This window comes from Ruminococcus sp. AF17-22AC, from assembly GCF_003460065.1.
Taxonomy (GTDB): Bacteria; Bacillota; Clostridia; order Lachnospirales; family Lachnospiraceae; genus Blautia_A.
The window spans coordinates 167,648-181,805 of the sequence record NZ_QRXT01000002.1 but is presented as its reverse complement, the minus strand read 5'-3'; the positions used below and the strand labels follow the sequence as shown (position 1 = coordinate 181,805).

The window sequence follows — 14,158 nt, the reverse complement described above, 5'->3', positions numbered from 1 at the left end:
TTCCAATTTCTATACAACTTTTTATTCTAGTATATAGAATACCCTGATGTCAAGAAAATTCCCTGTATTTAATCGTAGATCCCTTCTGTCACGATTTCCTCTCCTGAAGTCTCCTGATCATCGTATGTAGCAGTTTCTTCCGCCTGATCCTCTGCTGCCGTTCCGTCATCCGCCGTATCTTCCGCAACAGATGTATCTTCCGAAACAGTGGTGTCTTCGCTTTCATTTAATGGTGTGATCACTATATTCTCCGGTGCGATGCCGGTCTTACGTTTTACGATATCCTCGATCTGTGCACGTCTGGAATCTTCCAGATCTGCTTCCGGTACTACCACATCCGCGGTCTCACCGGTCAGATTGACAACTGCATTTTCGAACCCTTTTGCTTCAAGAAGCATTTCTGCTGCCGCCTCTTTTTCTGCGATCTCGGTCATCTGCACCATGGTATTGACCGCTTCCTGCTTCTGGTCATCCCCTACTTCTGTGTTGTTCAGAATTGCCTGCAGATCTGCTTTGCTCTGTGAACGCACCTGTTCCCTCGAAAGCTTCGCCTGCGCCGCAAAATCCGATGCACCCGTCAGTACGGCTTCTCCCGGTGTACTGCCGTCTTCCGGCCCCTCCGCAGTTTCTGTGACACTGTTTTCATCTGCTGCTGCCGACTCATCGCTCAGATCATAATCCACCTGATCAAGAATACTGCTGCTCTCCGTACTTGCTTCTTTTTCACCAAATCCCAGATCCACATCTGCAAAGTTCAGATAACCGGCTATCGCGATCAATATCGCCAGTGAGGTGATAATGACCTGATTTTTTCTTATCACTTTTTTCAATTTTTACTCCTCATTTCATTTTTATTATTCTAATTTTATGCGCATCTATCTGAAATAATGCCATCACTGCCTGCTGAATCTTCTGGACAGTTACTGCGTTGTCTGCCCCTTCCGCCACGATCAGGACTCCCGTAACTTCGGTTTCTCCGGCACTATAAACGCCCTGTCCGCCTTCCTCCATAAGCATCACTTTTACCTTACCGACTCCTTCTGCATTTTCAAGAAGATTCTCCAGTTTTTCTTCAAGCTCTGACTTCTGCTCCTGTGTTGTCTGCGAAGCCGTAAGATGCTTTTCGCCTGCTGTGTCACTGTTTGCCTTTGATACCGGAAGTGAGATCACCATCAGAAGAAGTCCCGCCAGCAATACGACTGCCCATCTCTGCCTGTTCATTCCCTGAATCCATGATCTGACAGTTTTTTTCTTCGATTCCGAAGTTCCTGCCGAGCGCATCCTTCAGCCCCCTTTCCTGCTCCACCGTCATTTTTTCTTCTATATAAAGCACTGCCGATACCGTCTCTCCTTCTATATGTACGACTGTATCAGTCAGTTTTATTCCGCTTTTTTTGCAAAGTGCCGCGATTTCTGTTTCGATTTCCCGGCAATAACCTTCACGCAGATAAAAGTCCTGAAGATTCTCTGTTTCTTCCGTTTCGAGCGTCTGCATCTCCTGTGTATATCTGTCGGAAAAAATTTCAGCCAGTTCGCTCCCCCGCCCGAAAACGGCAAAAACAGGTGTACACAGAATATAAATCAGAAGCAGCCCCATAAACGAACGGATGTAACGCTCATATTTTGAGTCCGGGATCAGATGCAGAACGGCAGAAAAAAGAATATAAAAAACTGCCAGCGTTTTTACCCACTGATAAAAAGATTCTTTCATATCTTATGCGCCTCCTCCCACACTGGTCATCAGAATCACAAAATCCAGCATGCAAAGCACCTCCGCAGTAAAAAGCACTTTCAGAAGCATCGCACATCCTTCCCCCATGGTTGCCAGTGACTCGACGATTCTTTTATCTGAAACAGGCTGCGCCACTGCCGCAAGAAAGCGATACACAAGTGACTGCAGTCCGTAATGGATCACCGGTCCGACACCTACCGCCACAAATGCCAGAAGGATCACAACGCCCAGACAGTTGCGCACCAGCACCGCACTTGTCAGCACAAGTTCCGTCACCATATTGACTGCGTTCCCGATTCCCGGAAGCGCACCGGCTGCCTTTCCGACCATACTTCGTTTCAGAGTGTCGATAACAGGTGCCACGAGATTACGCACCACCTGAAGTCCTACAACTGCCCCGAGCATAGTCTTAAGTCCCCAGTTCACGACAGTTTTTAAAAGTTCTGCCATCCGATCCAGCATTTCTTCTTTTGACAGATGGTTAATAAGCGATAACAAAACATACATTCCGACTCCCGGAAGCAATATGCCAAGAAGAAGGCTCTGCACCAGCCAGACAAGCAAAAGCACTCCTTCATAAAAAACTGCCGCACTGGTCGTCCCCGCTGAGACAGAAACTGTCAGAAAATAGGCAGGAGCCAGCACCCGCATAAATTCCGCCATCCAGGAAAGGACATTTTGAAGTGCCCGGCTCATGCCGGAAAAAGAATCCATACAGACCATAAAAAGCAATAAATACACCACATAAAAACAAGTGTCTCCGATCTGTCCGTTATCAAAAACTGCTGCAAAATTCGAAAAAACTGCCGCGAGTAAAATCAGCAGCAGTATCCTGATATAAAGTCCTTTTTGTTTTTCAAGCTGTCCAAAAAAGATGCGGTAAAAAATCCCCTGCAGATCTTTGCCGGAAAAAATCTTCTCGCCTCTTGTCAGACTGACCAGCGTATCCGTAAGTGAAAAACTGTTTTCTCCGAGCATGTCATCCAGCATCTTTTGCACCTGCGTAAGTTCCAGATCATCGAGGAGATGTTGCATGGTATCGGTCTGAGCCATTTCCGATTGCAGGTCTGTTTCCATATTGTCGGATTGCGGATTTGTTTCTGTTTTTGCAATAATCTGCCCTGTCTCTGCACGTACACAAGCCGATGGTAATGTCCATGTAAAAGTCAGCAATAAAAGCAGCCAGATAACTTTCATGCCAGAAACTCCTGAATTGTCTCAAGCAGTGCCAGAAGAATCGGAATGCTCAGGACCATGACCGATAATTTACAAAAAAGCTCGATCTGCGCCGCAGTTGCCTGATGTCCGGCATCTTTGCAGATTCCGGCTGAAAACTGTCCGATATAAGTAATCCCCACCATTTTGATCAGCGTGTAAAAATACTCCTGATTGACAGAAATACTTTTTTGCAGATTTCCCAGTGTCTGAAAAAGGTATTCCAGTTTTCCCACGGCAAGTCCGAGAATCATAATTCCGATTCCCATCGTGATAAATGCTGTATACTCCGCACGCGTTCCTTTCAGGAAAAATCCCATAATCACACCGCACATACCAAGCATCGAAACCCGGATGATATCCATACTGCCTCCCTTCTCAGATCACAAACAGCTTCTGAATACTCTGAAACAGTTCATAAATATAGGGGACTATCCAGAAAAGAGCGATAAGAAGCCCGGCAAGACTGACCATAAATGCCTGCTCGTCCCTTCCGCTGTGTTTCAGCACCTGTGACAGAATGGAAACCAGGATTCCGACCGCCGCTATTTTGAATATTATCGTGACTTCCATTCCACGCCCCCTTTCCCCGGATTTCCTCCTACCAAAACAGAATCGCAATCATTGCACCGCCGAAAATGCCCAGACTGTGATACATTTTTTTCTTTGCCGGAGCAGTCTCCTTCGCATTCTGTATCATCCGTTCAAATTCACTTTCATAAAGTGAAAGCTGCCGAAGCTGCATCTCCCGGTCAAGATACCCAAGCCGTTCTCCAAGCTGAGCTATCCGTTCCTTTTCTTCTGCTGACAACGCATTTTCTCTGAGATATTCCATTGCACATTGGCGTACAATCCTTCCCGGATCTTCTTCCTGTCGGTTTTCCATTTTTTCAGATACTGTTTTAAGAAAAACAGCATATCTCTCCGAACAATGCATCGCAGCTTCGCAAAACGCATCCGGAAGGGAACTTCCTCCATAGCGAATCTCACCTTTCAGACAGATGATCACTTGTAAATAATCCTCCAATGCCTGTATATGTTCGGACAGTTTCCGACTCTCCTGACAGCCCATTCCGGCAGATGCAAGAAATACCAGGAATGCCCCGACAGCCCTCAGCATGGTTTCCCCTTCCCGTCCAGAATCTGTACGATCCTTCCGTTTCGTTTCTGTCTGCCAAGTATGATGTAGCGTTCAAAAACCTGCATACTTTTCAGTTTCTGAAAAAAAGGCTGCTCCATGATGTCTTCGAGTGAATTTCCATGTGCTGTTGCAAGAAGTGTGCAGCCACAGTGAATCACCGACTCCACTGCCCGGAAATCCTCCTCTTTACCAAGCTCGTCCACCGCTACGACTGTCGGTGACATTGAACGGATCAGAAGCTGCATTCCCTCTGCTTTCGGACAGCCGTCCAGCACATCGGTGCGCATGCCCACATCGTTCTGCGGAACTCCCTGATAACATCCTGCCAGTTCACCCCTCTCATCAACCAGTCCGACCGTCATTCCCGGAAGTTTCTCATTCCCGTTGCTGATCTGGCGCACCATATCCCGAAGAAGCGTTGTCTTGCCGCAGCCCGGCGGTGAGATCAGAAGTGTATGACAGATGTTTTCTTTATTTCGGATAAAAGGCATCACCGCATCCGCACACCCGAGTATCTGGTGTGCAAGCCGGACATTGACACAGGAAATATATTTGATGCTGCGGATGTTTCCCTGATCGAGAATGACCTTGCCGGTCACGCCTACACGGTGTCCGCCCTGTACACTGATATAACCCTGCCGCAGTTCATCTTCACACGCATACAGGGAATATCCACTGATGTACTCCAGTGTTTCTTTAAGATCCTGTCTGGTCACCAGATAGGGAGCATCTTTTGTACGGAGAAATTTTTCGCCGCCATCATAACAGAGAAATACCGGTCGTCCCACCCTAAGGCGGATTTCATAGATCCGCTCATAATTCTGCGCTGCTTCCAAAAGAAGCTTCCTGATATTCCCTGCAAAAAGATTCTGTACCTGTTCCGCCCTGATTGTCCTCACCTCTCTTACACATAATATATGTGAAGGATCCGAATTTAGTACGGCAACCAAAAGCTTCTGCCGGAATTTTCCTTTCAACGAAAAAACCTCCCACATTAACCGTGGAAGGTTTCTTCGTGTTATTGCTTATTATCTTGTAACTCTTACTCTGATTCTTGCAATCTTTCTGCCTGATCTCACGGTAATAGTCACTGTACCGGTTCTTCTTGCTGTAACAACGCCTCTCGAATTAACACTTGCAATTCTGCTGTTCGAAGTAGAATACGTTACTCTCTGTGTACTCGTAAGCGGAGTTAAACCTACACCCAGTGCAAGGTTCTTCCGTAATTTCAGATTGACTGTACCCGTTAATCTTCTTCTGGTTGCCTTATTTGTCACAGTGATTGCTGTTGTTGCAACATCTGTTCTCTGCACTCTTACCGTAAACTTCGCAGTTTTTCCGCTTGCAAGTTTTACTGTGATCACTGCATTTCCAGCTATTCTCTGTGCTACAATCCTGCCATTTCCGGATACTGCGGCAACTCTTCTGTTGCTGCTTCTCCAGGACACTACCTTATCGCCTTTTGCAAGACCTGAAACTTTCGCCTGGAAAGTCTGTCTCATCTTCATCGGAAGTGTTCTGTTTACCGGAACATTTAAAGTCAGAGTTGCTTTAAGTTTTGCAATGGATGCCCTTTCTTTTGCACCGCCGCATACTTTACAGGTGCGTTCTTTCACACCTGCTGCAACTGCAGTGGCAGCTTTGGTAACTTTCCATGCACCCATGCTGTGTTTACCGGTTGCTTTAATCACTTGTGTCTGTTTCTCTTCGCAGCCAGTTCTTGTACAATGACGTTCTTTTTCTCCGTTCTTTGCACAGGTTGCTGCTTTGGTAACTTTCCATTCTGTCAGATCATGACCGAGCACTGGAAGAATCTGCTCGTCTTTTTCATTACACGTGCTGCAGCTTCTTTCCTTGCGTCCTTCTTCTGTACAGGTTGCCGGGGTTTCTTTCCACTCACTCCAGTTATGATCGGTTGCCGGAATAGCATTTGTTTCTTTATAATCGCACCGGCTACAGCTTCTTACTTTACTTCCATCCTCGGTGCAGGTTGCTGCTTTTTCTACTGTCCATTCACTCCAGTTGTGCTGAAGTGCTGGGATTACCGTGTTGTTTGTCTCGTGACAAATACTACATGTATTGACAACAAGACCATCCTCCGTACAGGTTGCTTCTTTTGAAGCTGCTTCATCTTTCTGATAGTTATGCTCCGTTGTCTGAATGGATTCTGTTTCTATCTTTTTGCATATTGTACAGGTCTTTGTCAAAACACCAAGGCTTGTACATGTTGCTTCTGTAGTAACTTTTCCCTCATCAAACTTATGATTTTCGCATACCGGCTGAACAATGACATCACTCAAAGCAGTCATCGTAAAGGTAAGTGTCAGACCCTCTCTGGTAAACGGAAGACTCTCAATTTCGCCCTCATGATTATGCAGAAGCTCTACTTTCTGGTCTTCATACTGTTCCGGAAGAGTCATCTTCATCTGGATTGGTGCTGCCGGCTGAATATCTGTCGTATCCTCAGAAATTGCAGTATCTGTTTGCTTATCTACAACAGACATTGTGATATCAACCGCGATTGCATTCTCACCATACTTTTCTTTATAGCTGTTCTGATTTTCTGTACTTACATCATTGACGGAAATTTTTGCTGCAATTTCTTTTACTTCTTCATTAGCTTTATCTTTATTTACTGCAGCAGTCAGAGCGGCACCTTTGACATTTTGGTCAACTTTAACGCCTGCTGTATTCTCATTCTCTACTACAGTAGCTGCCACTGAAGTGTTTTCAATTACCTTTTCTTCTACCTGACTGATGGTATCCATTGCAGACTCATCTTTTGCCAGCTCTTTGTTTTCTACATTTGTAAGATTTTCTACTACACTGGTGATTTTTTCTGCTTTTTCTGTCTCATCCTGGCTGTTTTCAATTTCTGTCAGGGTTTTCTGTGTTTGTTCAATTGTCTGCGCAGTTGCCTTTTTAGGAAGAACTTTTGTAACATTCTCAGCCTTACAAGTCTCACAGATCTGATATTCCTTTCCATTTTCAGTATCTGTAGATTCGATTGTCTGAGTTTCTCCCCACGCATGTCCGGTTGCAGGTAAAATCTCTCTGTCCTGCTGATTGCACCGTACGCAAAGTCGTGTCCGGAAACCATCCGTCTCACAGGTCGCCGGGGTTTCTTTCCACTCGCTCCAGATATGACCAAGGGCTTTCGTAACTTCTGTTTCTCTTTCTTTACAACCATCCCGTTGACAATGGCGTTCTTTCTTTCCATCCTCGGTGCAGGTTACCGGGGTTTCTGTCCACTCACTCCAGTTGTGACCGGTTGCTTTAATAACTTGTGTCTTTTTCTCTTCACAGCCAGTTCTTGTACAATGCTGTTCCTTTTCTCCATCTTTGGTGCAGGTCGCCGGAGTTGTAATTGCCCAGTCTGTCATATCATGACCAAGTGCTTCAATAACTTTTGTTTCTTTTTCGCCACAATTGCTGCAGTTTCTTTCCTTGCTTCCTGCTTCTGTACAGGTTGCCGGGGTTTCTGTCCACTCACTCCAGTTGTGACCGGTTGCTTTAATAACTTGTGTCTTTTTCTCTTCACAGCCAGTTCTTGTACAATGCTGTTCCTTTTCTCCATCTTTGGTGCAGGTCGCCGGAGTTGTAATTGCCCAGTCTGTCATATCATGACCAAGTGCTTCAATAACTTTTGTTTCTTTTTCGCCACAATTGCTGCAGTTTCTTTCCTTGCTTCCTGCTTCTGTACAGGTTGCCGGGGTTTCTGTCCACTCACTCCAGTTGTGACCGGTTGCTTTAATAACTTGTGTCTTTTTCTCTTCACAGCCAGTTCTTGTACAATGCTGTTCCTTTTCTCCATCTTTGGTGCAGGTCGCCGGAGTTGTAATTGCCCAGTCTGTCATATCATGACCAAGTGCTTCAATAACTTTTGTTTCTTTTTCGCCACAATTGCCGCAGCTTCTTTCCTTGCTTCCTGCTTCTGTACAGGTTGCCGGGGTTTCTGTCCACTCACTCCATTTGTGACCGGTTGCTGTAATAACTTGTGTCTTTTTCTCTTCACAGCCAGTTCTTGTACAATGCTGTTCCTGTTCTCCATCTTTGGTGCAGGTCGCCGGAGTTGTAATTGCCCAGTCTGTCATATCATGACCAAGTGCTTCAATGACGTTTGTTTCTTTTTCGCCACAATTGCTGCAGCTTCTTTCCTTACTTCCTGCTTCTGTACAGGTCGCCGGGGTTTCTTTCCACTCACTCCATTTGTGACCGGTTGCTTTAATAACTTCTGTTTCTTTTCCTTCGCAGCCTTTTCGTTTACAATGGCGTTCTTTCTTTCCATCCTCCGTACAGGTTGCCGGGGTTTCTTCCCAGTCGCTCCAGTCATGGCCAAGCGCCGGAAGAACTGTCACTTTTTCTGCTTCATCCTGATGTGTCTTACATTTTTCTACCAGTTGTCCATCGTCGGTACAGGTTGGGTCTGTCTGCTTAACAGTTTCCCATACGCAGCCTCCGGCATTTATAGACACCTGACCATTCCTTGCTTCTGTCTTGATTCGGATATAGTAGTTTCTGTCCTTTTCAAGATAGCAGCTGCCTGTCGAGCACTGTACATTTTCTGTATCTTCTGTCAGAATTTCATATACAACAAAACCACCGTCTACACTAATCTTATAAAGACCGGTCGCCTCCGGAGTATATTTCAAAGTCAGGACATCTCCTATGACGGCATCTGTCCACGTCTTTTTCTCAGAAGTTTTGATGCTCTCCAGATCATCCCAGGTACCGACTTCCAGCTCAAAACTGGTGCGATATTTTCCAAGTGTTACATAAACACAGCATGTTCTACCGTTCATCCATTTTATGCTTTCAAGCTGGATAGATCTGCCCCAATAATCTGTACTTCCATAAATAATCTCTTCTGTTGTACCATCCGTATAATGTGCTCTTACCTTCAGGCCTTTCATAGGAACAAAATCAGTTTCAAATGGCATGATGGTATAATTGTCAGGTCCCGATACAACTTCCAGACCATTCACTTCCTTTTCTGCCTTTACGATGGCGAAACCATCGTTTTCGTCATTATACCATCCATTCGCAGCAATTACATATGTCTTACCTTTTTTCAGTTGTACAGAAAACGTGTTGCTGCCTTCCGCATTTTCATGGCAATCCTCTGTATACAGATTTCCATTATAAGTTTTCGGCTCAGCTACCAGAATGCCTACTGTCTGCGGATTTGTTTCCTTATATCTGCAGATATACTCTCCGTCTTCAGAAGGAGTGAAGCGATACCACTGACTTGCCTTCACCGGAACTGGATAAGGCTTTCCAGTCTCCAATTCTGTCAAAGTATTCAGACCTTTTACCGCTGCCGTCAAAACATACGGATTCCCGGCATCACCGTCATACACATCTTCCGTGGCATCGTACGCCATAACATTCAGACTGTATTCAAAATCTTCCTCTAATTTCGTTTCCTCTGTATAGCGGGATTTAAAATGATTACCATACTTATCTGTGAATAACTCTCCATTGTCTGGGAGCTCATATACTTCTGTTTTGGTATCAGTATCATTGGCAGTTTCATTATCCCCAGATTTCTTCTTATAAGTCACCTGTAACTGATAATATTTCGCCAGTGGATCAACCACAGAAGCTTCTTCTGTATTTACACCTTCCTTCGGAACCAGCTTCATATCACTGACTGAATACATCTCTGTCTTATTGAAATGCAGGAAAAATGGTATTGTCTCCTCATCATTAAAATTATATATTTCATATGTATATGTTTTTCCTGCTTCAAGCTGTACTGTCAGTAAACAGTGATTATCTTCGCTGCCATCATCATTCACCGCTACTTCTTCATATTCACTGTCATATAATGTCACACACGTGTCTACATAATCCATCCACTTTGATGTTTTTATCTGATAACATCCAGTACTCTCCGGAGTAAAAGTAGCTTTTATACAATGTCTTGTCTCAACATCATGCCTGAATGCTTCTGTACCAATAGAAACAAGTTTTTTCATCCCATCAGAAAGCTCTATATTATTGGTTACCTCTGCTTTCTGTGATTCATCAGGATCCGTCGTCGATGTGCTGTGACTGATCATCATCTGCACTTCATCTCTGGTCACAACACATGCCAGATATGTTTTTCCTTTTTCCAGGTTTACCTCATCCCAGCCAAGAAGTTCATATTGTTTTTCACCTCTATTGTAGAATCCGATGGATGCATTGACGTATTTGTCCTGTCGATCGCATACATACATTCCACTCTCATTCGGGGTAAATAAATAAAACTTCCTGTTTCCTGCCGTATTCTGTAAAGGAATCCATTCATCTTCTTTTAATGTAGTAAGTTTATCCTGACCAAGGAAATCTGCCGTAATCTCTGTAGATTCCACAGGAATATCTTCCATGTCCTTCGCAATTGCGCTTCCTGATCCCACGCTGACACTGAGATACGGTGTTACTGTCCAGGTACCCGCAAACAATGTATTACCCTCTGCAACACTGTCATCGCCTTTTTCAACCTTGTAGTTAATATTATAACCATTTACAGAATCACATCCTCTGGCAGTTCGGGACGTCTCATCACTGTATGTGATTTCTGTTTCCATATCTCTTACGTTAAACGGATCGATACCTGCAATGTAATTGGTTTTACGTGCATTTGCCTTAAGACTTGTCGGTCTTGTCAGCCTAGATACAGAAACTTGCATTTCTTTACAATATTTATCTGTATGAACATACAGATAATAAGCCGTTCTTTCCTGCAGATTTGCATAGCAACTGTACTTGTCTATAGAAGTATCGCGCACTATGTCACCATTTGCCATATAAAGCTCTGCATCTGACAACGGAATATTGAACCGGAATTCATAGCGTCCGTTTTCGTTTGCACTGTATTTTAATAAAAATTTGCCCTTATTTTTAACCCATGTCATAAATACTTCACGATCAAGGTGTGCGTCCTTGCTGCTCTCCATAGATTTCAGAGTCAGCGGAATTACCTCATCAGCAAATTTACCACCAAAAGATACCCGGAAATAATAAGTGCCTTCCGTCATTTCATCCTGTGCTACTTCCTGGTACTCTCCGTCCTCACCCCGTCTGTAAATGTCATAATTCAGACATCGGTCATTATCATCCATATTATCTTTCAGATCAAATTCGCGTGTATCACCATTATCATAAGTAACCCTGACTTTAAGTCCATCAAGATCCGGTGATTCAATACCTGCTATAAACTCAGGTTTTTCCGGCGCCCATGACTGAAGTTCTACTTTTTCTACTGTTGAGATTTTGGAAATATCAACATTGATTATTGAAGGATCATCCACCCATTTCGCATACCAGCGCACCAGATAAGTTCCCTCATTCAGATAATAGCTGTATGAAGATGCTTTTTTTATTTCAACATCCTGCAGTTTTCCATCCTCAAGTTTTTTCCAGTTAGCTACTACCGTTTCATCAAAAAGTGTGTTATTTTTCCGCAGGAATTTCATCTGGTAAACACCTGCTTTTTCAACCTGCAGCGCATACCAGACCATATTGTCTGCACCGGCACTTGTACTATAATCATATGAGCCAATCTGAATATTTTCATTTCTGCCAAGAGTTAATTGCGGGAAATCCTCTGCTGTTACACTTTTAACAAAAAATGTCACTTCATTACTTTCACTAGCTTTATCTGAATTCTGATCTTTCGCTACAAATTTAAGTGTATATGTTCCCTCCGGAATCGAAATCTCATTTTCATTTTCGTCTGTAAATGTAAATAGCTTGCCCTCGGCATCCCGAATCTGTGTCTCGATCTCATAACCGTAATCAACACTGGTACGCTCTCCCAAAACAGGTTTTATACTTGACTCACTGCCGTCCGCAAATGTCATTTTGAGTTCACCCTCAGGTACTCTGCCATGTACGCTGAGATCATCCACACCAATACGTCCGGTAATTTCATCACTGGTAAAAGAAATCCCTGTAAGAGAAACATCACTGATTTGAAGATCCATGGTGTTTTCGTATCCGTCCTGATCTTTAATATACACATTTCCACTGAAACCTACATAATATGTACACTCTGCTTTAAGACTAAAAACAACATAATCTCCATCTCTCCAGTTGCTCTCTTCTGAATATATCTGATTTATACTATCTCCATTTACTTCATATACACGCACGGAATTAACCGGCCAGAAACGATACTTTGTTGTTTTCGCCGGCGTAAATGTGTACCACGCATATTCCTTCTTGGGACTGCTGATGTTTTCATTCAGCCCTTCTGCTAATTCAGGGAAACTGGATAGTTCCGGCTTAGATATGGTAATTTCATATTCTCCGTCAAGTTTCTGACCATTCTGTGTAAAATACAGTTTAAAGGTACCTGTTTCCCACGGCACTGAACCGGGGTCATATTCCTTCCGTTGAGATTCATCTGAGACATCTGCGTTATAAAAGCGATAACTGTACAGATTCCCTCTGGAATCATACAATTTCATATTATTTCCGAATGTAACTGTTTCGGATTCTCCATCGTTATATTGGATCGTCAGTTCTGCTCCTGATAAAAACACATCGTCTAACCTGTAAATAAAATCTTTTTTTACATTATCCATATTGGCCGAGACAGAAGTACTACCATCCAGTTTTGTAACCTTTATGGACTCATCCCACACATAGAACACAAAGTAATATGTCACATCTTCTTCAAGTTCACAAACAGGACTGCTTTGCTCCATCGTTGTATAGCTTCCATCTTCATTTTTCTTTTTGACAGTCATTCCTCTGGAATCATAATCGTCATAGATAAATGACCATGTTCCGGAGCTTGTCGGAACAAATTTGAAAACATCTTCCGACTCATAATGATTCAGCTCTGTGTTCTCACCTTCACTGAGTTCGCCCATGTATCGATCCATCGTTTCGGGTGATACAGGATTTATCGTTACTTCATTACTGTAAAACAGGGTATTATCCTCTTCGCTTCCTGTTACATACTGAAGTGTATACACACTTTCTGCGAAATACTCCTCATCTGCATTAGGCTCATCAATATCTATTATTTCTCCATTTCTTTTCCAGACAGGAGAAATTGAATTTCCATATGAATCAATTGTTGTATATCCCGCCCAGTTATTGGCATTATAAAGCTTTTCCGTACCATCTGTATAAGTTACTGTCATTTCACAATTTCTTAATACAGATGCAAAATTGTCGAAACCTGCAACAGGACTATCCTGTGAAAGAGATACAGAAATATTCTCTATAACCGGCTGCTTTTTGAAATTAATCTGCAGACTTCCCAATTGATCATTTATATTTCTTATGCAGAAGTAATATGTAGTTCCTGCCTGCAGGGTATGTGCCAGGCGAAAATCCAAGCTGTTGTTTCCATCAGCCTCATCATTGGCATCATCATTCCAATCTATTCTCTCTGTATCAATATCCGTTACATCCCGTTTATCAAACAGAAACACTTTCGGATCCAAACCTTCGCTTATCGAGGAAATCATATAAGTGCCTGTTTCTTCCGGTGTATAATCATACCAGAACTCTTTAACCGCTTCTGTCACCTCTACGGTAGAGGTTTCCCCCACCTGAAGATGTAAAATATCCTCATCTGCCGGAACTAACGAACTTTCTTCTGAAAACAGTGCCGCTTCATCTGTGGTTTCCACTGAAACTTCGTTACTGTCACCAAAAGCTTCCTCGTTCGAGTTCTCTTCTTCCTGTACTTCCACCTCATCCGGTGTCTCCTGTACAGCGCTCTCATCTGTCGCTTCATCCGCAGAAAAATCTATTTCTGCTTCATCACTGTCTGAGAATTCTATATTCTCTTCTTCCTCAGCAACAGGCTGAGACTCTTCTTCTGCCTGTGTACTGACTTCCTCTTCCACTATCGGTTCCGAGGAAAAATCTGCGCCACTGGCAACCATCGCAGTGCTGTCCAGACTCGTAACAGTCATCGCGATCGCCAGCAGCAACGCAAGGCGTTTTCTCTTCATACACTTGTACCTCCTTTTTGTTAGAAAAACTCCAATTTTATTATACAATTTGTTATTATTTGTGTCCATCATGTCATATTTCACAATCTTTACACACTTCTTTTG

Annotated in this window: 9 protein-coding genes; all 9 read right to left on the bottom strand. The window is 43.5% G+C overall.

The window, feature by feature from the left end:
- Positions 1 to 68: 68 nt before the first annotated feature.
- Genes DWW86_RS04095 through DWW86_RS04055 form a run of 9 tightly spaced genes read right to left on the bottom strand, consistent with a single transcriptional unit; the run spans position 69 to position 14,053 of the window.
- Entirely contained in the window at positions 69 to 821 is a 753-nt protein-coding gene (locus DWW86_RS04095) for a SpoIIIAH-like family protein (RefSeq protein ID WP_330392907.1), read from the bottom strand.
- 19 nt (positions 822 to 840) lie between these two features.
- Positions 841 to 1,221, bottom strand: a complete 381-nt coding sequence (locus DWW86_RS04090; protein ID WP_227196503.1) for a SpoIIIAG-related protein — start codon at positions 1,219 to 1,221, stop codon at positions 841 to 843.
- Positions 1,136 to 1,711 (bottom strand): stage III sporulation protein AF, encoded by a 576-nt coding sequence (locus tag DWW86_RS04085; RefSeq protein ID WP_072523093.1) that lies wholly within the window; start codon positions 1,709 to 1,711, stop codon positions 1,136 to 1,138. The genes DWW86_RS04090 and DWW86_RS04085 overlap by 86 nt, the downstream gene beginning before the upstream one ends.
- 3 nt (positions 1,712 to 1,714) lie before the next feature.
- Complete coding sequence (locus DWW86_RS04080) at positions 1,715 to 2,929, bottom strand: stage III sporulation protein AE (RefSeq protein WP_117942365.1); 1,215 nt, start codon at positions 2,927 to 2,929, stop codon at positions 1,715 to 1,717.
- The gene (locus DWW86_RS04075; protein ID WP_117942364.1) at positions 2,926 to 3,312 is read right to left on the bottom strand and encodes a SpoIIIAC/SpoIIIAD family protein; all 387 of its coding nucleotides are present in this window, start codon (positions 3,310 to 3,312) and stop codon (positions 2,926 to 2,928) included. The genes DWW86_RS04080 and DWW86_RS04075 overlap by 4 nt, the downstream gene beginning before the upstream one ends.
- Before the next feature lie 13 nt (positions 3,313 to 3,325).
- Positions 3,326 to 3,520 carry a stage III sporulation protein AC gene (spoIIIAC, locus tag DWW86_RS04070; RefSeq protein ID WP_072523090.1) on the bottom strand — a complete coding sequence of 65 codons (195 nt, stop codon included), beginning with the start codon at positions 3,518 to 3,520 and terminating at the stop codon, positions 3,326 to 3,328.
- Positions 3,521 to 3,548: 28 nt separating this feature from the next.
- Positions 3,549 to 4,067 (bottom strand): stage III sporulation protein AB, encoded by a 519-nt coding sequence (locus DWW86_RS04065; protein WP_117942363.1) that lies wholly within the window; start codon positions 4,065 to 4,067, stop codon positions 3,549 to 3,551.
- On the bottom strand, positions 4,061 to 5,065 hold the full coding sequence (gene spoIIIAA, locus DWW86_RS04060) for a stage III sporulation protein AA (RefSeq protein WP_353652669.1): 1,005 nt from the start codon (positions 5,063 to 5,065) through the stop codon (positions 4,061 to 4,063). Before spoIIIAA ends, DWW86_RS04065 begins: the two co-directional genes overlap by 7 nt.
- A 51-nt stretch (positions 5,066 to 5,116) precedes the next feature.
- Complete coding sequence (locus DWW86_RS04055) at positions 5,117 to 14,053, bottom strand: Ig-like domain-containing protein (protein ID WP_181985301.1); 8,937 nt, start codon at positions 14,051 to 14,053, stop codon at positions 5,117 to 5,119.
- Positions 14,054 to 14,158: the final 105 nt, after the last annotated feature.

What these genes read in the sequence shown, in the direction of transcription:
- DWW86_RS04090 (WP_227196503.1), bottom strand. Translation starts at nt 1,221, where the DNA reads ATGAACAGGCAGAGATGGGCAGTCGTATTGCTGGCGGGACTTCTTCTG.
- DWW86_RS04085 (WP_072523093.1), bottom strand. Translation starts at nt 1,711, where the DNA reads ATGAAAGAATCTTTTTATCAGTGGGTAAAAACGCTGGCAGTTTTTTAT.
- DWW86_RS04080 (WP_117942365.1), bottom strand. Translation starts at nt 2,929, where the DNA reads ATGAAAGTTATCTGGCTGCTTTTATTGCTGACTTTTACATGGACATTA.
- DWW86_RS04075 (WP_117942364.1), bottom strand. Translation starts at nt 3,312, where the DNA reads ATGGATATCATCCGGGTTTCGATGCTTGGTATGTGCGGTGTGATTATG.
- spoIIIAC (WP_072523090.1), bottom strand. Translation starts at nt 3,520, where the DNA reads ATGGAAGTCACGATAATATTCAAAATAGCGGCGGTCGGAATCCTGGTT.
- DWW86_RS04065 (WP_117942363.1), bottom strand. Translation starts at nt 4,067, where the DNA reads ATGCTGAGGGCTGTCGGGGCATTCCTGGTATTTCTTGCATCTGCCGGA.
- DWW86_RS04055 (WP_181985301.1), bottom strand. Translation starts at nt 14,053, where the DNA reads ATGAAGAGAAAACGCCTTGCGTTGCTGCTGGCGATCGCGATGACTGTT.